The sequence below is a fragment of the Fundicoccus sp. Sow4_H7 genome (assembly GCF_052115865.1).
Classification (GTDB): Bacteria; Bacillota; Bacilli; order Lactobacillales; family Aerococcaceae; genus Fundicoccus_A.
The window spans coordinates 184099-205732 of the sequence record NZ_JBQKME010000002.1 but is presented as its reverse complement, the minus strand read 5'-3'; the positions used below and the strand labels follow the sequence as shown (position 1 = coordinate 205732).

Annotated in this window: 19 protein-coding genes and 1 pseudogene; all 20 read left to right on the top strand. The window is 35.9% G+C overall.

All coding sequences use genetic code 11. From position 1 onward, the window contains the following. The first annotated feature begins 118 nt into the window (after window positions 1-118). The 20 genes and pseudogenes from ACTQ54_RS03680 (at window position 119) to ileS (ending at window position 21615) form a co-directional block, all read left to right on the top strand. The gene (locus ACTQ54_RS03680) at window positions 119-352 is read left to right on the top strand and encodes a DUF1146 family protein (protein WP_441754783.1); all 234 of its coding nucleotides are present in this window, start codon (window positions 119-121) and stop codon (window positions 350-352) included. A gap of 72 nt (window positions 353-424) precedes the next feature. Continuing rightward, window positions 425-1744: a UDP-N-acetylglucosamine 1-carboxyvinyltransferase gene (murA, locus tag ACTQ54_RS03675; RefSeq protein WP_441754781.1), complete on the top strand. Its 1320-nt coding sequence runs from the start codon at window positions 425-427 to the stop codon at window positions 1742-1744. 26 nt (window positions 1745-1770) lie between these two features. Continuing rightward, window positions 1771-2841, top strand: a complete 1071-nt coding sequence (locus ACTQ54_RS03670) for a rod shape-determining protein (protein ID WP_441754779.1) — start codon at window positions 1771-1773, stop codon at window positions 2839-2841. Between the two features lie 36 nt (window positions 2842-2877). Then, window positions 2878-3081 carry a DNA-directed RNA polymerase subunit beta gene (locus ACTQ54_RS03665; RefSeq protein WP_441754777.1) on the top strand — a complete coding sequence of 68 codons (204 nt, stop codon included), beginning with the start codon at window positions 2878-2880 and terminating at the stop codon, window positions 3079-3081. A gap of 123 nt (window positions 3082-3204) precedes the next feature. Further along, entirely contained in the window at window positions 3205-3591 is a 387-nt protein-coding gene (locus ACTQ54_RS03660) for a hypothetical protein (protein WP_441754775.1), read from the top strand. 172 nt (window positions 3592-3763) lie between these two features. Further along, entirely contained in the window at window positions 3764-4195 is a 432-nt protein-coding gene (mraZ, locus tag ACTQ54_RS03655; protein ID WP_441754773.1) for a division/cell wall cluster transcriptional repressor MraZ, read from the top strand. Then, window positions 4195-5163, top strand: a complete 969-nt coding sequence (rsmH, locus tag ACTQ54_RS03650) for a 16S rRNA (cytosine(1402)-N(4))-methyltransferase RsmH (RefSeq protein ID WP_441754771.1) — start codon at window positions 4195-4197, stop codon at window positions 5161-5163. Before mraZ ends, rsmH begins: the two co-directional genes overlap by 1 nt. Before the next feature lie 19 nt (window positions 5164-5182). Then, complete coding sequence (locus ACTQ54_RS03645; protein ID WP_441754769.1) at window positions 5183-5617, top strand: hypothetical protein; 435 nt, start codon at window positions 5183-5185, stop codon at window positions 5615-5617. After that, on the top strand, window positions 5617-7329 hold the full coding sequence (locus ACTQ54_RS03640; protein WP_441754767.1) for a peptidoglycan D,D-transpeptidase FtsI family protein: 1713 nt from the start codon (window positions 5617-5619) through the stop codon (window positions 7327-7329). The genes ACTQ54_RS03645 and ACTQ54_RS03640 overlap by 1 nt, the downstream gene beginning before the upstream one ends. Before the next feature lie 15 nt (window positions 7330-7344). Then, window positions 7345-8853 carry a UDP-N-acetylmuramoyl-L-alanyl-D-glutamate--2,6-diaminopimelate ligase gene (locus ACTQ54_RS03635; RefSeq protein ID WP_441754766.1) on the top strand — a complete coding sequence of 503 codons (1509 nt, stop codon included), beginning with the start codon at window positions 7345-7347 and terminating at the stop codon, window positions 8851-8853. A 17-nt stretch (window positions 8854-8870) separates the two neighbouring features. Further along, the gene (gene mraY / locus ACTQ54_RS03630) at window positions 8871-9821 is read left to right on the top strand and encodes a phospho-N-acetylmuramoyl-pentapeptide-transferase (protein WP_441754764.1); all 951 of its coding nucleotides are present in this window, start codon (window positions 8871-8873) and stop codon (window positions 9819-9821) included. Between the two features lie 33 nt (window positions 9822-9854). Further along, window positions 9855-11240 (top strand): UDP-N-acetylmuramoyl-L-alanine--D-glutamate ligase, encoded by a 1386-nt coding sequence (gene murD / locus ACTQ54_RS03625; protein ID WP_441754762.1) that lies wholly within the window; start codon window positions 9855-9857, stop codon window positions 11238-11240. A 4-nt stretch (window positions 11241-11244) separates the two neighbouring features. Further along, complete coding sequence (murG, locus tag ACTQ54_RS03620) at window positions 11245-12372, top strand: undecaprenyldiphospho-muramoylpentapeptide beta-N-acetylglucosaminyltransferase (protein ID WP_441754760.1); 1128 nt, start codon at window positions 11245-11247, stop codon at window positions 12370-12372. A 29-nt stretch (window positions 12373-12401) separates the two neighbouring features. Next, window positions 12402-13529 carry a cell division protein FtsQ/DivIB gene (locus ACTQ54_RS03615; protein ID WP_441754758.1) on the top strand — a complete coding sequence of 376 codons (1128 nt, stop codon included), beginning with the start codon at window positions 12402-12404 and terminating at the stop codon, window positions 13527-13529. 145 nt (window positions 13530-13674) lie between these two features. Further along, window positions 13675-15138 carry a cell division protein FtsA gene (gene ftsA / locus ACTQ54_RS03610; RefSeq protein WP_441754756.1) on the top strand — a complete coding sequence of 488 codons (1464 nt, stop codon included), beginning with the start codon at window positions 13675-13677 and terminating at the stop codon, window positions 15136-15138. A gap of 31 nt (window positions 15139-15169) precedes the next feature. Then, a pseudogene (gene ftsZ / locus ACTQ54_RS03605) lies at window positions 15170-16369 on the top strand (cell division protein FtsZ); the annotation flags it as partial. A 200-nt stretch (window positions 16370-16569) separates the two neighbouring features. Further along, a complete protein-coding gene (locus tag ACTQ54_RS03600) occupies window positions 16570-16833 on the top strand; it encodes a YggT family protein (RefSeq protein ID WP_441754754.1) in 264 nt (87 codons plus the stop codon). Between the two features lie 9 nt (window positions 16834-16842). Continuing rightward, a complete protein-coding gene (locus ACTQ54_RS03595) occupies window positions 16843-17625 on the top strand; it encodes an RNA-binding protein (protein WP_441754752.1) in 783 nt (260 codons plus the stop codon). Between the two features lie 63 nt (window positions 17626-17688). After that, window positions 17689-18570, top strand: a complete 882-nt coding sequence (locus tag ACTQ54_RS03590; RefSeq protein WP_441754750.1) for a DivIVA domain-containing protein — start codon at window positions 17689-17691, stop codon at window positions 18568-18570. Between the two features lie 255 nt (window positions 18571-18825). Then, entirely contained in the window at window positions 18826-21615 is a 2790-nt protein-coding gene (gene ileS, locus ACTQ54_RS03585) for an isoleucine--tRNA ligase (protein WP_441754748.1), read from the top strand. The last annotated feature ends 19 nt before the right edge of the window (window positions 21616-21634 follow it).

The window sequence follows — 21634 nt, the reverse complement described above, 5'->3', positions numbered from 1 at the left end:
AACAATTGTGTCATTTGTCATCGGTTTAAAGTCCCATTGAAATCTTTTTAAAGGAAATTTGATTTAACTCGTACCAAAATTATGTTATTATAGTTGAGAACTCGAAAGGTGGAATAATATGGCGACAGTTTTATATGGTATGGCAGTACTAATCGTGCGTGTATTATTCATTTTTCTTTCCTACCAAATGTTAGTAAAAATTAATTGGCAGAAATTATTTACTAAAAGAAACTATTATGTAGCACGCTATTTATGTGTCTTTATAAGCGTGGCGGTAGGACACCTCGTAGGTTCATTTTTTTTGACAATTATGGAAATATTACGTGATATTTTGTTCACATTATTTTTATAAAATAAAATATGAATTTTCAACTTATCGTCCACTCCAAAACGATAAGGTTATTAAAAAGGGGATTAATTGAATATGGAAGAGATTATCGTACAAGGTGGTAATCGTTTAGAAGGTGTCGTTAAAGTTGAAGGCGCGAAGAATGCCGTATTACCGATTTTAGCAGCGACAATTTTAGCAGAAACTGGGGTAACACGTTTAACGAATGTACCCATCTTATCGGATGTACATACAATTAATGAATTATTAAATCAAATTAATGTAAGAAATAGCTTTGATGAAGCAGAAAAAACAGTTGAAGTTGATGCGACTGAAGATGTATTAACCATTGCTGACTATGATTTTGTTAGTAAAATGCGTGCATCAATCGTTGTCATGGGACCATTACTGGCTCGCTTTGGACATGCTAAAGTTGCTATGCCTGGTGGCTGTGCTATTGGTACACGACCAATTGATTTACATTTAAAAGGCTTTGAAGCTCTTGGGGCTGAAATTACCAGTGCTGCTGGATATGTAGAAGCACGTGCAGACAAATTAAAAGGTGCTAAGATCTATTTAGATTTCCCAAGTGTAGGTGCGACTGAAAATATTATGATGGCAGCAACCTTAGCTGAAGGTGTAACAATCTTAGAAAACGTAGCAAGAGAACCTGAAATTGTAGACTTAGCGAACTTTTTAAACAAAATGGGAGCTAAAGTTGTTGGTGCAGGAACAGAAACTATTAGAATTACCGGTGTAAAATCATTACATGGTACAGAACATGCCATCATTAGTGATCGGATCGAAGCAGGTACTTTTATGGTTGCTGCAGCCGTTACTCAAGGTGATGTCTTTGTAGAAGGTGCCATTGCTGAACATAACAAGCCTTTAATCAGTAAGTTAACTGAAATGGGTGTTGAGATTACTGAATATGATAATGGTATTCGTGTTGTAGGGCCTGAGAAATTACTACCGACAGATATTAAAACTTTACCATATCCAGGATTTCCAACGGATATACAAGCACAAATGTCCATCGCACAACTATTAGCACAAGGGACAAGTGCTTTGACTGAAACAGTTTTTGAAAATCGCTTTATGCATTTTGAAGAATTACGTCGTATGGGTGCAAAATTTACCATTGATCGTCAAAATATTGTGATGTATGGACCAACTGAATTTTCAGGAGCAAGTGTTAAAGCAACAGACTTACGTGCGGCAGCAGCTTTAATTATTGCAGGCTTATGTGCTAAAGGCTTAACACGCGTATCTGAATTAAAGAACTTAGATAGAGGATATTATCGTTTCCATGAAAAATTAGCAGCTTTAGGTGCGGATGTAGAACGTGTAAACATTCAACCGGTAGAGTCTAAATCAATCAACCCTTCCTCAAAAACACATCCACTCTTTGCGTAAGTTTGAATAAGAAAATGTGAAAGACTATGAGTAAGGATATCGGGATTGATTTAGGGACCGCCAACATTTTGGTCCATTTAAAAGGACATGGTGTTGTTTTAAATGAACCATCAATCTTGGCCATTGATCGGAAAACACAAGAAGTTATAGCTATAGGAAAAGATGCATATGAAATGGTCGGCCGTACTCCAGCTTCTATTGAAGTTGTTCGCCCTTTAAAAGGCGGCGTTATTGCTGATTTTGACTTAGCAGAAGTATTGCTCGTCTTATTTCTAGAAAAAATAAATACACGCTCATGGTTTTCAAAATCGAATATTTTAATTTGTTGCCCTTCGAATATTAGTGAAATTGAACAAACGTCACTGGTAGAAGCGGCAGAACGTGCAACTGGCGGAAATATATTTATTGAAGAAGAACCAAAAATTGCTGCCGTCGGTGCTGGTGTTGATTTACTTAGTCCCCGTGGGAGTATGGTAATTGATTTAGGTGGGGGAACGACTGATATTGCAGTCCTTTCATCAGCTGATATTTTACATAGTGAATCCATTAAAATTGCTGGTGATGATTTAGATGCGACGATTATTCAATACTTTAAAGACAATTTCCAATTATTAATTGGAGAACGGTCAGCGGAACAAATTAAAATTAAATTGTCATCAGCGATTCATTTAGATGAAGCTGAGTTAGAATATGCTGTCGTAAAAGGACGGGATCTTGTAACGGGCTTACCTCGTTCAATCAATGTTAATTCAAATCATATATTTGAAGCGATCGAACACCACTTAATAACGATTGCGCGTCTAGCGAAAACCGTTCTGGAAGATATTCCGCCTGAAATTGCATCCGATATTATTGAGCAAGGTATCATCATTACAGGTGGTGGGGCTATGATTTATCATATCGATACGTTTTTGACGGATTATTTAAATGTTAGTGTCCTAAAAGCGGATCAACCCATGACTTGTGTCGCGATTGGTACAGGTTTAATGCTTGATTTGATTTTAAGTGGTAAGCTTGAGCGTAAGCATACGAGTCAAGCGAAAACAAATCGTTTTACACAATTCTTTAAACGATTGAAACGCCGATTATTAGGATAATCAATAGAAGTTTTATTTTGAAACAGGAGAAATAACATGGAACATGATGATTATTTAAAAGAATCTGTATTTTTAAATATATTAAAAGTAATAGGGAAAATTATTCTCATATTATTACTTTTGGTGTTGTTTTTTGTTATTGGCCTGTTTATCGGTTATTCAGTTGTTGGGGACGGAAATTTTTGGGAAGTTCTCAATCAAGATACATGGCGACATATTTTTAATTTTTTTGAATTTTAATATATAGAGGGTAGACACTTAGTTCAATTGAAGGAAATATCTTCGATTTTGCTTTGTCTACCTTTTTTGCTATAAATAGCTTATTATTAAAATATAAACTTATTAAATGATAGGGGGGAATGAATGACACCGTTTAGTATGGGGGAAATACTTTTGTATTTGTATCCAATTGCCTTATTTTTTATTGTTGATTATTTTTTTAAAGATTATTTACTTTATTTTCCAGGATGGCCAATTTCTTATTCCATACTGTTTATACCTTCGATACTTGTCATGATCCAATGTTTCGGTCGAATTTTATTCCAACTAAATATCATTCCCTTTGCAATTTTTTTATCAACATTTGTCGTTGCTGTCCATTTATATCAGTATATATTAGTGATTGATGAATTTACTTATCAAAAATATTATTTAAAATTTGCAAAAATTATTTTTTCTTCTTTATTTGCATTTTTAGTCGGATTAATCATCCTTCGCTTTTATGAATATTTTCGCTTGATTTTCTCTTAAATGATGGAAAAAGTCCCCACTTTTTAATTTGCAATTTAAATGTTAATCTATCAATCTTTATCAGAGCTGCTAATTTTTTTAGCAGCTTTTTTTTATGGGATTTTCTATTTTTGGTGGTAGAAAGTGGTGGGATGTGGTAGACTATGGATAACTTAGACTGAGGAGGATTGTCGTGCTAATTGGAGAATATCAACATAATATTGACACAAAAGGCCGACTAATCATACCGGCTAAGTTTCGTTTTGATCTAGGCTCACAATTTATTGTGACGCGTGGATTAGATGGCTGTTTGTTTGGTTACCCTATGAGCAGTTGGGAAGTATTACAAGAAAAATTAAAGCAATTACCATTAGCCAAAAAAGATGCACGTTCGTTTACTCGTTTCTTTTATTCAGCTGCCACTGAAGTAGAAATTGATAAACAAGGACGAATTAATTTGCCACAGACCCTCATTGATTACGCTGATATAGATAAGGAATGTCATGTCATTGGTGTTTCTGATCGTATCGAAATTTGGAGTAGCGAACGATGGGGTGATTTTGCGACAAAAGCAGAAGAGAATTTTGAAGATATTGCAGAAGAAATGATTGATTTTGGGTTTTAATGAAGGAGGCTCTATCGTTGCAATTTAACCATGAAACAGTTTTGCTTAAAGAAACGATTGATGGATTAGAAATAAATCCTAACGGAACGTATGTGGATTGTACGCTAGGTGGGGCTGGGCATACACAATATTTATTAAGTCAGTTGACAGACAAAGGGCATATTTATGCATTCGACCAAGATATACAAGCGATTCAAAATGCAGAAGTTGTTTTAGAAGAAGCGATTGAAAAAGGTCAAATTACATTAATTCATAACAATTTTCGAAATATTACCGAGGAGTTAAGGAAACACCAAGTATCATATCTAGATGGGATTTATTTTGATCTTGGGGTTTCTTCGCCTCAGCTTGATCAAGCTGAGCGTGGTTTTTCATATCATCAAGAAGCACCATTAGATATGCGGATGGATCAAAGGCAGACACTTGATGCAAAAGAAGTCGTTAACAAATGGTCCTATGAGGATTTGGTTCGAATCATTTACCGTTATGGCGAGGAGAAATTTGCGAAGCGAATTGCTCGTTCAATTGAAAAATATCGTGCTGATAAAGAAATTGAAACGACGACAGAATTAGCTGAAATTATTAAGTCAGCTATTCCGGCCGCAACGCGTAGAACAGGCGGGCATCCTGCCAAACGTACTTTTCAAGCAATTCGCATTGCGGTTAATGATGAACTTGGGGCGGTTGAGGATGCGCTTGAACAAAGTTTAAATTTGTTAAAAGTTGAAGGACGTCTTGCGGTAATATCTTTTCATTCGCTTGAGGATAGGTTAGTCAAGCAATTATTTAAACAAGTGAGTGAATTACCGGAATTACCGCCTAATTTACCTGTTTTACCTGATGCAGTACATGCGGATTATCAATTGGTAAATCGAAAACCAATTACCGCAAGTGAAATGGAATTAGAAAATAATAATCGATCACGTAGTGCTAAGTTAAGAATCATCGAACGTCGATTTATTCAATAAGTGTTAAAGGAGTGAGCAAATGGCTGAGCCTTTCAGAAAAGCATCATCTAATTATTATGTCCAATCAGAACAGTCTGAGGACATATATTGGGAAGCTAATCTTCAAGTCGAACCGACTGATACGTATGAACATATACCGAATAGTAACCAAGATGCTGATCGTTATGCTGCTACTAGCCATTCGTTCTTATCTCTATTCGATAAATTAATCATTGGTATAGTTTTCCTGATTTGTTTCGTATGTTTATGCTTAAATCTTGTTATTCAATATCAGACTGAGCCTATGATCGATGCTTCTTTAGAATATCAAAATCATACAGCAGAAGTTCAGTTAGAAACAAAAATTATAGTCAATGAAATTGCTGAACAATATGATTATGATATAATTAAGCAAGTTGCTGAAAAAGAAGGGATGCAGCTTGAAAAATCAAGAGTTAGGAATGTCGGAGAATAATGAAAATTAGAAACTCTAAAGAGAATCGTAATATTCTCTTATTGGCTTTATTTGCCATACTTGCATTGTTAGCATTAATTATCCGATTTGGACAGTTATCACTTGCTAAACAGTCAAATGGAGTCGATTTAGTCAGCTATGGGCAAACGCTAGATCATAATAGAAGTAGTATTACCAATGCAAAAAGAGGGACCATTTTTGATTCAAGTGGACAACCGATAGCATTGGATGCTACTTCTTATTCTATTTATGCTGTCTTAAGAAGCAGTTGGAGTGATGATGTTGTTGAGGATGTTGATCTGACAGCTGCAACATTGGCAAAATATTTAGATTTAAGTCGTGATGAAATTTTAGAGATTTTATTGAATTTTGAAGCGGATCAAGTTGAATTTGGAACGGCTGGAGTTAACTTAAGTCCACAAGTAAAAGAAGCCATCGAAGCAGAAAATTTACCAGGGATTGTATTAGTCAGCTCAACCAAACGTCAATATATCAACGATGTATTTGCTTCACACTTAATCGGCTATGCATTGCCTACTGAAGAGACGAATAATCATCAAGCCACTATTTTAGAAGGCCGAATTGGAATCGAAGCTGCTTTTGATGACCAACTAAGTAGTTTAAAACAATTTGAGGCACAACAAGCCGAAGGTATCATTTCGGATACTTTATTAGGCGAAGATATTTATTTAACATTGGAAAGTCGTATTCAAAACTATTTAGAAGATTTGATGGATCAAGTTTATAAAAAATACTTGCCTAAAGAGTTAAATGCCTATTTGGTGGAGTTGGATACGGGAAAATTAGTCGCAGCGAGTCAGCGTCCGTCATTCCATCTGTCAACGCGTGAAGGAATAGAAGCAGAATGGCGAAATTTTTTAGTGCAAGAAAGTGATGAGCCTGGTTCGACGATAAAAATCCTAGTATTAGCGATGGCAAAGGAATTGGGTCTTTATAGTGAAGATGAAACCTTTGCTTCTGGTTCAATCAATGTTTATGACCAAAAGGTTAGTGATTATAATTTATATGGTTGGGGAGATATTACTTTCCAAGAAGCACTCATCCATTCATCCAATGTGGGGATGGTCCATTTGGTAGACCGTATCGGCTTAGACAGATGGATTTCTATTTTAGAAGATTTTGGTTTTGGGCAATCAACCGAATCGGGCTTACCAAATGAATCGTCAGGTTACTTACAGTTTGATAACCCCGTTTCAAAATATATGTCTGGATTTGGCCAATCCATATCAGCTACACCTATGCAGTTACTCCAAGCTTATTCAACCATTGGAAATAATGGTGAAATGCTGAAAATTCAATACATTGACCATATGGGCAATGAAAGTGACATGGCTTATCAAAAACAATCCTTAGGTCAAAAAATATCAGCGGAAACCGCCCGCTATGTATTAGATTCAATGGTTCTAACGGTAGAACATCCTTCGGGAACTGCGCGACCTTTCTATAATTCAGAAGTACGTATTGCTGCAAAAACTGGTACTGCTGAGATTGCAGACTCAGAAAACGGCGGTTACTTAACAGGTCCTAATGATTACTACCACTCAGTTGTTGCCTTTTATCCCGCCGAAGATCCAAAATATATGGTATATTTATCCATGCAGCAACCTGCACAAAATAATGGATTAAATGGTTCACAAATACTATCGCAAATATTCCATCCTATAGTAGAATATTCATTAATCAATCAATAGAAAGTTGGTACTTTTATGTTAGCTACACAATTAATTCAAGTGTTAGGAGACTATCAAGTTTATGGGCAAGATCTCGATAGCTTGTCGGATATTGATCGATTAGTGAATGATTCCCGTAAGTCTGTCTCAAATGCTTGTTTTATCGCCATAAAAGGTGAAAACTTTGATGGACATCAAGCTGTTGAAGATGTTATCTCTAAAGGTGTACGTTTACTAATTGTTGAAAAATGGGATGAAAAATGGTCGGAGCTGGATGCTTGTTTTGTTATTGTACCGTCAACCTTTCGAGCACAGGCTATTTTAGCGAATCAATTTTACGGGGAACCCTCTACAAAAATGAATGTTGTAGCGGTAACTGGAACGAATGGAAAAACAACTACTTCAACTATTATTAGTGATTTATTAAATGTTTTGGATCGTAAAACAGGCTTAATTGGAACGATTCATTACAAGGTCGATCAAAAAATATACCCTGCGGTTAATACCACTCCGGATGCTTTAACTTTACAGTCCTTATTTAATGAAATGGTTGAATCGGACGTGCAAGATGCTATTATCGAGGCTTCCTCACATGCATTGGCATTGGGTCGTTTATGGTATACAGATATCGATTGTGCTATCTTTACAAATATTACGCGTGAGCATCTTGATTTCCATAAAACTATGGAAGCATATACTTATGCTAAAAGCTTATTGTTTGCTCAACTAGGGCAAAGATTTGTCAATGGCAAACCACGTTTAGCAATAATAAATAAGGATGATGTACATTCTAAAATAATGGCACAGGCAACAGCAGCTAATATTGTTAGCTATAGTTTAAACGATCCAACTGCAACGGTTTACATGACTGATTATCATGCGGGTGTTGGCAGTATCCAATTTTCGTTTAAATATAAAAATAAAGAATATACCGTGCAATTACCTATGCTAGGCGAATATAATATTTCAAATTATTTAGCAGCCTTCTTATGTCTGGTAACTTATTATCAGTTTTCAGCTGAGGAAGTTGTCGAAGCAACTCAATTATTTAAAGGTGTTTCTGGCCGCATGCAAGCTATTAATCGTGGTCAAGAATTCACAGCTATTGTTGATTTTGCTCATACTCCAGATGCAATTGAACACGTCTTAAAAGAATTAACGCGCAAGAAAAAAAGACGCTTGATGATTCTATTTGGACATAGTGGTGGGAATCGAGACAGTGAAGCTCGTCCTGAAATAGGTGATATACTGTTTAAATATGCCGATTATATTATTTTAACGGCTGATAACCCACGTTTTGAGCCGATTGCTAAAATTTGTAGCGAACTTGTTCAAGATCATGATGAAAAACCATATATTGTTATTGAAGACCGTCAAGAAGCAATTAAACATGCCATACTGGAAGCAAAAGAAGATGATATTATTTTGTTTGCTGGTAAAGGTGGAGAATCTTACCAAATAATCGGTAATGAAAATATCCCGTATAATGAAGCTGAAACTGTTCAAGCAACAATTAATGCTTTAATGAATCAAGATTTAATTTAAAGGAGCCAGGATAATTTATGGAAATCGTTCTTTCATTTGCTGTTGCTTTTGCCATAACAGTTTCAATTATGCCGTTTTTTATTGGTTATTTTAACTATAAAAAAATTGGTCAAAAAACACGAGAAGAAGGTCCAACTTGGCATGAAGTGAAAACCGGGACACCTACAATGGGTGGTACTGTCTTTGTATTCAGTATTATTGTCACCATTTTAGGAACCGGCTATTTCTTAAACCATTTAAATGGGCATTTATGGATGATTGTGTTAACATTCTTGCTTTTTGGCAGCATTGGTTTTGTCGATGACTTTATTAGTATTTTTAAAAAACAAAACGAAGGATTGACGGCTAGCCAAAAATTTATTATACAATTAGTTTTTTCTGCTATTGTTATAGCCGTAGGTGCATTTTCTCAAGTTAGTTTCCACATTCCATTTGGATGGTTTAATCTAACCAATCCTATCTTAGTCGCTCTTTTTGCTTTTATTTGGATTACAGGTTTTTCAAATGCTGTTAATTTATCGGATGGTTTAGATGGACTAGCAACTGGGCTAAGTATTATTGCTTATAGTGCCTATTTTTACTTAGCAATTTTAGAAGGTAATAAAACAGTTGCCATGGCATGTTTTGTCATTGTAGGTGCATTGTTAGGATTTTTATTTTATAATAAGAAGCCAGCTAAGATATTTATGGGTGATGTTGGCTCATTAGCTTTAGGTGCAGGTCTAGCTGTTATTTCAATTCTATTAAATAACCCATGGAGTTTGTTGATTATCGGTGTTGTTTTTGTTATAGAAACAGCCAGTGTTATACTTCAAGTGACATCCTTTAAGTTACGTAATAAGCGAATTTTTAAAATGTCACCTATACACCATCACTTTGAGATGAGTGGTTGGTCTGAAACTAAAGTTGTTACAATTTTTTGGCTTGTAGGACTTATCGCAGCTTTAGTCTATTTTGCGATATATTAAGAAAACCAACAGTGCTCTTGAAAGGATAATAGCATGTTAGAGACAATTAATTTAAGTGGTAAAAAAATATTAGTGCTTGGCTATGCCTTGACAGGTAAAAGTGTTACCAATTTTTTGCTTGAGCAAGGAGCAATTGTAACTGTTAATGACCGAGGGGATCTTGAAGAAGACCCGTCGGTTCCTTTGTTTATTGAAAAAGGTGTTCGTTTTGTTACAGGTGAGCATCCGATTGGATTATTAGATGAAAATTTTGACTTTATTATTAAGAACCCTGGCATTCCATACCACATTCCGTTTGTTACAGAGGCGGTTGAACGAGGCATTCAAATCATTACGGATGTTGAATTAGCTTATTGGTTTAGTGCAGCGCCTTTTATAGGGATTACTGGTAGTAATGGAAAGACGACCACTACAAAACTTATTTATGATATTTTACATCATTTCCACGCAAAACATGTTTTCTTAGCGGGAAACATCGGTATTCCTGCGCTTGATGTAATTGAAAAAGCAACGGATCAAGATGATATTGTGATCGAGTTATCTAGTTTTCAACTCAATGGAACACAAAAGTTTAAACCTGCTATTGCAGTCCTAACCAATATCTACGATTCCCATCTAGATTATCACGGGACTAAGAAAGCTTATATTGCAGCAAAAATGCAATTAATTCAAAATCTAACATCTAATGAATATTTAGTCTACAATGCCGACCAAGTATTTCTTTTTGATTTGATAGCTAGAAATAAAGCGAAAAAAATACCTTTTGCTGTCGAAAATGTAACAGTTGAAATAAAAGAAAATGGTGCTTACTTAGAAAATTCTTCTTTATATTATCAAGGAGAAAAAATCATCGACATAGAGGATATCCATATTCCGGGCAAGCATAATTTAGAAAACATTTTAGCAGCTATTGCGGTTGCGAAAATTAAAGAAATCCCTAATGAAATCATTAATGAAACCATTGAAAATTACCAAGGTATGCCACATAGAATTCAACCTATTGCAAAGTCTAATAATCGTGTCTTTTACAATGATTCAAAGGCTACAAACATGACGGCAACGACTACAGCTTTAAAGAGCTTTTCAGAACCAATTGTTTATATTGGTGGAGGCTTGGATCGAGGCAATACATTTGATGATTTAATCCCTTATTTAGACAATGTGAAGTCTGCTTATTTATATGGAGAGACGAAAGAGAAGATGCGTGAAAGTTTTGCAAAAGCAGGCGTTCCTACAATTGAGCTGTTTGATGATTTAGAAGCAGCAACAACCGCTGCTTATCATACGGCGACTGCAGGCGATAAAATCTTATTTTCACCTGCTTGTGCTAGCTGGGATCAATTTAAAAACTTTGAAATTCGTGGCGATTTGTTTATTCAAACCGTGAACCAGCTTATTAAGCAATTCCCTTATAAATAGGAGTGTGAATCTATTGAACCAATTAAAACGTATTGCTGTTTCTGGTGGTGGGACAGGAGGTCATATATATCCTGCTTTAGCACTGATTAACGTTCTGAAAGAGAAATATCCAGATTTAGAAGTTCTCTATATAGGGACGGAAACAGGACTCGAGTCAAAGATTGTCCCCAATGCTGGTATTGCCTTTGAAAGTATTAAAATTCAAGGAATTAGAAGAAGTCTGTCTTTAGAAAATATCAAGGTCGGCTGGTATATGTTAACGAGTACCCGACGTGCCAAAAAAATTCTTGAAAGATTTCAACCAGAAGTTGTTATTGGGACAGGCGGCTATGTTTGTGCACCTGTACTACTGGCTGCATCGAATATGGGAATTCCTACAATTATCCATGAACAAAATAGTGTCGCCGGCTTAACAAATAAATTTTTAGCACGTAATGTGGATATTATTGCGACTTGTTTCAAAGATGTGGAAAAAGATTTTAGTAAATATCCAACTAAAATTCGGTACACAGGTAATCCTCGCGCTCAAGAAGTGATTCAAATTGAAGCCGATAAAGATGCCGTTTATCAACAATTTGATTTAGACCCTAACTTGCCAACAGTGTTGATTTTTGGTGGAAGTCGTGGGGCACCCGCGATTAATAGAGCAGCTTTAGATGCTATACCCATGTTTGAGGGTGGAAAATATCAAGTGATTATTGCAACAGGACAGAGTCATTATGATGAGTTAGTGGAAAACCAGGCAGACCTGCTTAGGCTATTAGGTCAAAACGTTAAAGTATTGCCATATATTGAAAATATGCCAGAACTTTTTTCAGTCATCGATTTAGTCGTTTGTCGAAGTGGTGCAACTACTTTAACGGAACTTACTGCTTTAGGAATTCCAAGCATCTTGATTCCAAGTCCATATGTAACAGATAATCATCAAGAAAAAAATGCACTAGCATTAGTTAACCATCAAGCTGCAATTATGATAAAAGAAGAAGAAATAACTGCTGAAAAGTTATATAATCAAGTGGAAGGGTTAATAATGAACCCTTCACGTCTTGAGCATATGGCAGAACAGGCTAAACAACTAGGAATGCCAAATGCTGCTGATTTATTAGTGAAAGAAATCGAGATTTTAATTTAAAGATGTCACCCTGAATGGGAGGTGATGGCATGCCAAATTATCGAATAAATCAAGCTGATAGCGAAGGGACTTCATATGATCAAGATACGAGAGATTACAGTCACGAGCTAAGTTATAGCGGGAATTATCGAATTGATGAAGAAAAAGAAGTACAAGAAGAAAGTCCTAGCAGTAATATCAGAAGAAAAAGTCCTAATAACAATCGTCAACGTCTACCAAAAAAGATTTACCAATATAGTGATTATTATAGCTGGGATAGCACAAGGTCAGCTGATAATCGATATGGAGGAGAATATCCAAGCCAAACGCCTAATACTTATGCAGATTATGACAGCCCTTATGAAAATCAACCGTTAAAAAAGTGGTATTATCAATGGCAAAACCGATTATTAAACAGCCATAATTCACAATTGAGTCAATTACCTAAAGGTCAGTTGAAATTACTATCAGTCGTTGTGCTTATTTTCTTTACCATGTTAGTGGCAGGATGGCAATTAACACCTTTTCATATGGTTAATCAGCTTGTGTTTTCAGGCAATCAATTTGTTGAATCGAATCAATTAGCAGCCGTGACCGCTATTCGGAATTTTGATTCAGTTGATGAAGTTGTTTCGCAAAAAGAAAGAATTGAGTCAAAACTAGTTAATCATTTTCCAATTATTGAAAGTATTGTTTTTAAAAGAGATAATTGGAGACAGTTAGAAATAGTAGTCAATGAGCATCACTTAGTTGCTACGGCAGGTGAAGCTAGTGACAGACAATTTGTTTTAGAAAATGGTCAAACGATTAGTGGTATGAATTCAGAACAATTTGAATCTGTTAATACAACTGTACTTCCTCAACTCCTTAATTTTACACAAGATAAACAAGTAACAGAATTAAGTCGAATTTTAAGTCAAGTGGAGCCAAATGTTCTAGCTATGATTGATACGATTCAACCGTCAAATGATCCAAATAAACCAAACGGGATTGAAGTAATGATGAAAGATGGGAATATTGTATATGCAATTATTGTTACTTTCGCCCAAAAAATTAATCATTATCCAAGTATGCTAGAACAAATTGGCGATACTACTGGAGTAATTAATTTAGAAGTTGGAGCTTATTTTGTTCCAACAGCAGCAAATCAAAGCAGTATAAAACTAGATAACCAATAAATGAATAGAGCAAATTAATAAATGATTACACTTTGCAATTTTTCTTCATTAAAAGGCTAGTTTGTGATAATATTGTAGAAAAGTATAATATAGATAATAGTCATCTCATTATATTTTTCGAATGAGGAAGGGAGTTAATTCCTGAATGAGAAAACCAGAAATATTTGTTAGTTTAGATATTGGAACGACATCGATTAAAGTTGTCGTTGCAGAACATATTAACGGACAAGTAAATATCATCGGTGTTGGGAATGAAAAATCACGTGGGCTGAGCCGTGGTGTGATTGTTGATATAGATGAAACAGTCTATTCCATTCAACAAGCGATTGCGCAAGCTGAACGTAAAGCGAGTGTAAAAATTAATGAGGTTGCAGTTGGCATACCAAGTAATAAATTAATGATTGAAGAATGTCATGGGATGATTGCTGTTTCTAGCGAAAACCGTGAAATCACAGCAAGAGACGTTGATAATGTTATCTCTGCTGCAAAAGTTCGTTCAATTCCACCAGAACGTGAAATTATCTCAATTATTCCAGAAGAATTTATTGTAGATGGTTTTAATGGTATTCGAGATCCAAGAGGAATGATTGGTGTACGATTAGAATTGTATGCTCAATTATTAACAGGACCGAAAACGATAATTCATAATATTAAGCGCTGTGTTGAAAAAGCAGGGTTGCGTATTAATGAACTTGTGCTTCAACCTCAAGCGATTGCATCTGTTGCTTTATCACAAGACGAACGTACGTTTGGAACGGTTGTAATTGATATGGGTGGCGGCCAAACAAGTGCTTCCGTTATTTATGACAATCAATTAAAATATTCATATGTCGATCAAGAAGGTGGCGACTTTGTTACCAAAGATATTTCACTGATCTTAAACACTTCTTTAGATAGTGCTGAGCGTATCAAAAGAGAATATGGCTATGCGATTTCAACAGAAACATCTGAAGATGAATATTTCCCAGTAGAAACAGTAGGACGTAAAGAACCTGTCCGTGTCGATGAAAAATACTTATCAGAAATCATAGAGGCTCGTTTAGTACAGATTTTTGAGAATGTATATGAAGATTTAGAGGCAGTTGATGCCTTGGACTTACCGGGAGGATTTGTTCTGACTGGAGGGGCCGCTTCCTTACCCGGAGTACTCGAATTAAGTCAAAAATATTTCGGAGACAAAGTTCGTATCTTTATCCCAGCACAGATGGGAATGAGAAACCCTATTTTTACAACCAGCATGGGAATGATTGATTATGTAGCTAATTTAGATGAAATTCATCGTATTGCACAAGGTACTTACCGAAGAGCGGAACAGTCATCCAGTCGCCCGGTGTCTAGTAGTAATCGCCCAAGTGAAGTCACTCAAACGAGACCTTCACAAGCTACACAACAATCAAGACAACAACTATCGCAAACACGTGACACAGAAACACGCTATAATGATTATCATCAAGTTGAACCATCAAGTTCAACGAATCGCGATTATGATGATTCAATCTATTATGAGGAAGCTGATTATCAATCAACAGATGAAACAGAGGCATATGATGAAAATTCATCAAGTATTACGTCTAAAGTCCGTTCATTTTTTAATACGTTTTTCGATTAATTAAAGTACATAACAGGAGGAGAACACATCGATGGAATTATCATTTGATGCAACTATGAACCATGAAGGCGCAGTTATTAAAGTAATTGGTGTTGGTGGCGCCGGTGGTAACGCAGTTAACCGTATGATTACGGACGAAGTTCAAGGTGTTGAATTTATTGTTGCCAATACAGATACCCAAGCATTAAACGGTTCAAAAGCTGAAACAAAAATACAATTAGGACCAAAAGTGACTAAAGGTCTTGGAGCAGGATCCTTGCCTGAAATAGGAGTTAAGGCAGCAGAAGAAAGTGAAGAGCAATTACGCAATGTCTTAGAAGGCGCAGACTTGGTTTTCGTTACTGCCGGTATGGGAGGCGGAACAGGAACTGGAGCAGCTCCAATTGTTGCACGTATTGCTAAAGAATTAGGCGCTTTGACAGTTGGTGTTGTCACACGTCCATTTACTTTTGAAGGACCAAAACGTGGTCGCTTTGCAGCCGAAGGATTAAAAAACTTAAAAGAGAATGTGGATACCTTAGTAGTTATTTCTAATAACCGTCTATTAGAAATCGTAGACCGTAAAACACCTATGCTTGAAGCGTTCAGCGAAGCGGATAATGTTTTAAGACAAGGTGTACAAGGTATTTCAGATTTAATTACCGCACCAGGCTATGTTAACTTAGACTTTGCTGACGTTAAAACCGTTATGAAAGATCAAGGAACTGCATTAATGGGTATTGGTGTTGCCTCAGGTGAAAACCGCACAGCTGAAGCGACTAAGAAAGCAATTTCTTCACCATTACTTGAAGTTTCAATTGATGGCGCCGAGCAAATCTTACTTAATATTTCAGGTGGGGCTGACCTAAGTCTTTACGAAGCACAGGATGCAAGTGAAATCATTGCATCAGCTTCAACTAGCGAAGTAAATATTATTTTAGGAACGTCTATTAATGAAAGTTTAGGGGACGAAGTTGTTGTTACTGTTATCGCAACAGGTATTGAGAGCGAAAAAGCTGAACGTAATAGTAAGCCACAAGCACGTCAACCTAGAACATCATTTTCTAACCCATCAGCTTCAAACACTCAACAACCAGCGGAATCTAATAGAAGTGAGCAACAACAAACTTCTCCAAGAAGAAGCGTTGAAGAACCTGAACGTGATTTATTTAGTGATTGGGACATTAAACGTGAGCAAAATACACGTGATGTTTCACCAACTGGTAATGAATCTGTTCCTCAAAGAACTTTTGAAAGACCTGCTGACGAAAGTTCAAAACGTAACATTGATCCAAACAATAATGAGGATGAATTAGATACGCCACCATTCTTTAGAAAACGTCATCGCAATTAATTAAATAGCTTAAATCGTGAGGAAACACAGATAGTGTTTCCTCTTATTGCTGTTTTGTAGTAAAATATAAGAGATAACAATGAGTAGAGGAGAATAATATGACAGGGATTCTATCGTTATTGTTGAGACTATTAGATTTATATCAATTAGTTTTAGCTATTTATGCTTTATTAAGCTGGTTTCCTGGTGGACGTGAAAGTTCACTTGGACAATTTATCACAAGAATCAGTCAACCTTATTTAGATATATTTGACCGCTATATACCGCCTCTTGGAGGTATTAGTTTTAACGTCATATTTGCTATTTTGGGCTTACAATTAGCTCAAAGAGGGTTGATAATGATTTTTAGTATATTTATTTGAGGGGATTATATGAATGAGACTGTTTATCAACATTATCGTCGAGAAGAAGCAGCCTTTATTGATCAAGTATTTAGCTGGATGCAGCAAGTAGAAAATCGTTATACGCCCTATATAAGTAATTTCCTAACCCCCAGAGAAGCATTGATTGTGACGCAACTGGTTAATACAAATGAAGATATTGATTTAGCTTTTGATGGTGGTTATGATGATGCTGAACGGAAAAGAGCCTGTCTATATCCAAACTATTTCGAACCGACTTATGATGATTTTAAAGTTTCAGCTCTAAATCTAAATTTTCCTGTTAAATTTGCCAATATTACTCACGGAAGAATTTTAGGTACTTTAATTTCCACAGGTATTGAAAGAGACCGAATTGGTGATATAATTACCGACGGAGAACGATGGCATATTTTAGTTGATCAAACAATGGAAGATTTTTTGATTCAACAAGTGACTAAGATTGGTAACGTAGGAGTTAAACTTGAACCGATGGATAAGGGGGATCTTTTAACTCCAATTGAGACATGGCAAACAGTCACCGTTATATCGAGTTCATTAAGACTCGATGCTTTAATCTCGAAAGTTTATAATTTTTCTAGACAACGGGCTAAGGACTCAATTGCAGCTGGACTCGTTAAGGTTAATTTTGTGGAAATGGAACGCGGTGACGCTTTAATCGGTGTACAAGATATCGTGTCAGTGCGTAAGTTTGGTCGGTTTTGGATTCAAAGTGTAGAAGGTGTCACAAAAAAAGATAATTTTCGTTTACTCGTAAATGTCTTAGAAATTTAGTAACGATATTGAATTAACGTGTTATAATGAGAAGGAAGATATTTTGAGAAAGGTTGTGTTTTAATGGCATTGACTCCCAATGAAATCTTACATAAAGAGTTTGACACAAAATTTAGAGGATTTGACCAAGAACAAGTCAATGATTTCCTTGATTTAGTTGTTGCAGACTTTGAAAGACTAATTAAAGAAAATAATCAATATGAACAAAAACTTGATGCATTACAAGAAAAAGTTGACTACTTTAACCAATTACAAGATTCTTTGAACAACTCAATTGTTGTGGCAAATGAGGCAGCAGAACGCTTAAAACAAAATGCAAGAAAAGAAGCAGAATTGATTCTTTTTGAAGCTGAACGTGAAGCGGATCGAATAATGGAAAAAGCATCTAATCATTCTTCAGATATTATTTCTGGTACTGAGGAGTTGCGTCAGTATGCAATTGACTACCGTTATAAATTGCAATCGATGTTAAATGCTTATCAAGATTATGTCAATGATGAAAAATATAATCATTTATTCCAAGAAAATCCAATTTTAGAAAAAATGGAAGCCTCATTAGATTACCGTGCAACCAATGATAAAGTTTCACAACGTGTCAATGAGTTAGAGCAATCATCCAATGAGGAATTTGCTTTTAATGAAGCAGAAGATTTATCTTCTGAATATGATGTGGAAGACTATCCAACAGAAGAAGTAGAATTAACAGAACTGCCTGAAGAAGCTGTGAGTCCTGAACCTGCTCGCCCAAGCATGGCATTAAGTCGAGAAGAATTGAGTGAATTAGTCAATGATGAGGATAACGAAATTGACTCATTGTTAGCTCAGCTTGATTCTGAAAATAGCCATTCAAAGGCAGTAGAAGAATTAGATAATGAAAAAGACCTAAGAGGCGAAAGTATTCTAGGTCAAACTATTCGAATTGACTTATCAAGAGATGATCAATAAAACGAAATACGATTATTGTATGATATTTAAAGCGAGTTAAGGTCGGTGGGAGCTTAACAATCACTGATACAGTAATTATCCTTCGTTTATCCTGTTTTAGTGAACATTAAAGTAGCTAGACCGCATTAATTGCGTTATCATTATTTAAGTGAGTAAGTATTGTTATATTTACTAATTTGGGTGGTACCGCGTGCAAACGTCCCTTGTCGTCAGATAAGGGGCTTTTTTTATTATTTTAAAGGAGATATTTATTATATGAAGTTAAAAGATACTTTGAATTTGGGGAAAACAAATTTTGATATGCGGGCAAATTTACCGACTAAGGAAGTTGCCTATCAAGAACAGTGGGAAAAAGATAAGCTTTACGAACAGATTCAAGCTAAAAATGAAGGTCGACCAAGCTATATCTTACATGATGGTCCTCCTTATGCGAATGGTTCGTTGCATATGGGGCACGCCTTAAATAAAATTACAAAGGATTTTATTGTCCGTTATAAATCGATGTCAGGTTTTCGTTCACCTTATGTCCCAGGTTGGGATACACATGGTTTACCGATTGAATCGGCTTTAATTAAGCAAGATGGCATTGATCGTAAAACATTAACAACGGCAGAATTCCGTGATTTATGTAAACAATATGCCTTAAAGCAAGTGGATAATCAACGTGATAGTTTTAAACGTTTAGGGGTTACAGGGGAGTGGGATAATCCTTATTTAACTTTGGCTCCTAGTTATGAAGCAGCTCAACTTCGCGTTTTTGGGAAAATGGCGGATAAAGGCTATATTTATAAAGGTTTAAAACCAATCTATTGGTCTCCTTCAAGTGAATCTTCATTAGCTGAAGCTGAAGTGGAATATAAAGATGTGACTTCACCTTCAGTATATGTGGCTTTTAAAGTAAAAGATGGAAAAGGAATTGTTCCTGAAACAGCTGAATTTGTTATCTGGACCACTACACCTTGGACTTTACCGGCAAATATGGGGATTACGGTTCATGCAGATTTTGTTTATGTCATTGTTGAAACGGCTGGGCGTCAATTTGTAGTTGCTAAAGAATTATTAAATACCGTTGCCCAAGCATGTGGTTGGGAAGATTATAATATTACGAAAGAATTTAAAGGTGTTGAAATGGACGGCTTATTAGCTCAACATCCATTTTACGACCGTAGTTCATTAATTATGTTAGGTGATCATGTGACTTTAGATGCTGGTACGGGACTTGTTCATACTGCACCTGGTCACGGGGAAGATGACTACCATATGGGCTTACAACATGGTTTGCCAATTTTATCTCCAGTTGATAATCGTGGTCACTTTACGGATGAGGCTCCAGGCTTTGAGGGAATGTTCTATCTAAAAGGGAATAAGGAAATTATTAAGCTTTTAGAAGAAAATGGTCAATTGCTAGCTAAATCAAATGTTGTTCACTCATACCCACATGACTGGCGTACAAAACAGCCTGTTATTTATCGCGCAACGCCACAATGGTTTGCGTCAATTGAAGCATTTAGGTCTGATTTGTTAAATGCTGCTGAAAACGAAGTGAAATGGTATCATCCATCCGGACAAAGACGTATGTATAATATGATTCGCGACCGGGGTGATTGGGTTATTTCAAGACAAAGAGTTTGGGGAGTTCCATTACCAATCTTCTATGCTGAAAATGATGAGCCAATATTGTCTGTTGATGTAATTAATCATGTGGCAGATTTAGTGGAAGAACATGGTTCAAATATTTGGTTTGAGTGGGATGCCAAAGATTTATTACCAGAAGGATTTACCCATCCCGACAGTCCAAATGGAGAATTTGTAAAAGAATTAGATATTATGGACGTATGGTTTGACTCAGGTACATCTTATGCGGGTGTTCTAATGGAAAGAGATGACTTATCTTTCCCTGCAGATATGTATCTAGAAGGATCTGACCAATACCGTGGTTGGTTTAACTCTAGTTTCACAACCTCAGTAGCTGTCAATGGCATTCCTCCATACAAGAGCGTTTTATCACAAGGTTTTGTTATGGATGGTAAAGGTGAGAAAATGAGTAAATCACTCGGAAATGTTATCTTACCGGATGAAGTGATGAAAGATCTTGGGGCAGATATTATTCGCTTATGGGTATCAAGTGTCGATTATGAAAACGATGTGCGCGTTTCGAATGATATTTTGAAACAAGTTTCAGAGTCGTATCGTAAAATCCGTAACACTGTTCGCTTTATGTTATCCAATGTGTCTGATTTTAATCCTGAAACAGATCGTATTGAAGAAGCAGACTTACGCAAAGTTGACCAATATTTATTAGCGAAATACCGTATCTTTGTTTCAGAAGTAAATAAAGCTTATGAAAACTTTGAATTTCTGGATGTTTATAAATTAGTCTTAAACTTTGTGACGAATGATTTATCGGCATTCTATTTAGATTTTGCCAAAGATGTCGTTTATATCGAAGCAGAAGACAGTTATCCAAGACGAGCAATGCAAACAGTCTTTTATACTGTTTTACATGGTCTCATTCGTCTTTTAACGCCAATCTTATTACATACCATGGAAGAAGCTTGGAAAGAATTACCTGCTGTTGAAGGTTATGTACAGTTGCAAGATGTCCCTCAATTTGAAGATACTCAAGCGGACAAAGAACTCGTAGCTGAATGGAGTGACTTCTTCAAACTACGTCAAGGGATTTACAAAGCCCTTGAAGAAGCAAAAAACAAAGAAGAAGATCCAATTAAAAAATCTTTTGAAGCTAGTGTTGAAGTTTTCTTAAGTCCAGAACAACAAGCGCAACTCAATAGCTTATCCGATTATTTAGACCAATTGATCATTATCTCTAATTTTGAGATGTCTGATTTAGACAAAGCACCAGCAGATGCGATGCAATTTGACAACTTTGCTGTGAAAGTTAGTCGAGCAGAAGGTCATGTATGTGATCGTTGCCGTGCGGTTAGACCAGAAGTTGGGACTATTGAAGAAGCGCCTGAATTATGCTCGCGTTGTCATGCTATTGTTAAAGAAAATTTCCCAGAGTACTTTTCAGAAAAAGAATAAATAACTTGCTAAAAGCCGG

Bases quoted from the DNA above. Each gene is read 5' to 3' on its own strand.
- ACTQ54_RS03680 (WP_441754783.1), top strand. From the start codon at position 119: ATGGCGACAGTTTTATATGGTATGGCAGTACTAATCGTGCGTGTATTA.
- ftsA (WP_441754756.1), top strand. From the start codon at position 13,675: ATGAGAAAACCAGAAATATTTGTTAGTTTAGATATTGGAACGACATCG.
- ACTQ54_RS03615 (WP_441754758.1), top strand. From the start codon at position 12,402: ATGCCAAATTATCGAATAAATCAAGCTGATAGCGAAGGGACTTCATAT.
- ileS (WP_441754748.1), top strand. From the start codon at position 18,826: ATGAAGTTAAAAGATACTTTGAATTTGGGGAAAACAAATTTTGATATG.
- ACTQ54_RS03670 (WP_441754779.1), top strand. From the start codon at position 1,771: ATGAGTAAGGATATCGGGATTGATTTAGGGACCGCCAACATTTTGGTC.
- ACTQ54_RS03665 (WP_441754777.1), top strand. From the start codon at position 2,878: ATGGAACATGATGATTATTTAAAAGAATCTGTATTTTTAAATATATTA.
- ACTQ54_RS03595 (WP_441754752.1), top strand. From the start codon at position 16,843: ATGAATGAGACTGTTTATCAACATTATCGTCGAGAAGAAGCAGCCTTT.
- ACTQ54_RS03600 (WP_441754754.1), top strand. From the start codon at position 16,570: ATGACAGGGATTCTATCGTTATTGTTGAGACTATTAGATTTATATCAA.
- ACTQ54_RS03640 (WP_441754767.1), top strand. From the start codon at position 5,617: ATGAAAATTAGAAACTCTAAAGAGAATCGTAATATTCTCTTATTGGCT.
- mraY (WP_441754764.1), top strand. From the start codon at position 8,871: ATGGAAATCGTTCTTTCATTTGCTGTTGCTTTTGCCATAACAGTTTCA.
- rsmH (WP_441754771.1), top strand. From the start codon at position 4,195: ATGAAGGAGGCTCTATCGTTGCAATTTAACCATGAAACAGTTTTGCTT.
- murA (WP_441754781.1), top strand. From the start codon at position 425: ATGGAAGAGATTATCGTACAAGGTGGTAATCGTTTAGAAGGTGTCGTT.
- murD (WP_441754762.1), top strand. From the start codon at position 9,855: ATGTTAGAGACAATTAATTTAAGTGGTAAAAAAATATTAGTGCTTGGC.
- ACTQ54_RS03590 (WP_441754750.1), top strand. From the start codon at position 17,689: ATGGCATTGACTCCCAATGAAATCTTACATAAAGAGTTTGACACAAAA.
- ACTQ54_RS03660 (WP_441754775.1), top strand. From the start codon at position 3,205: ATGACACCGTTTAGTATGGGGGAAATACTTTTGTATTTGTATCCAATT.
- ACTQ54_RS03635 (WP_441754766.1), top strand. From the start codon at position 7,345: ATGTTAGCTACACAATTAATTCAAGTGTTAGGAGACTATCAAGTTTAT.
- ACTQ54_RS03645 (WP_441754769.1), top strand. From the start codon at position 5,183: ATGGCTGAGCCTTTCAGAAAAGCATCATCTAATTATTATGTCCAATCA.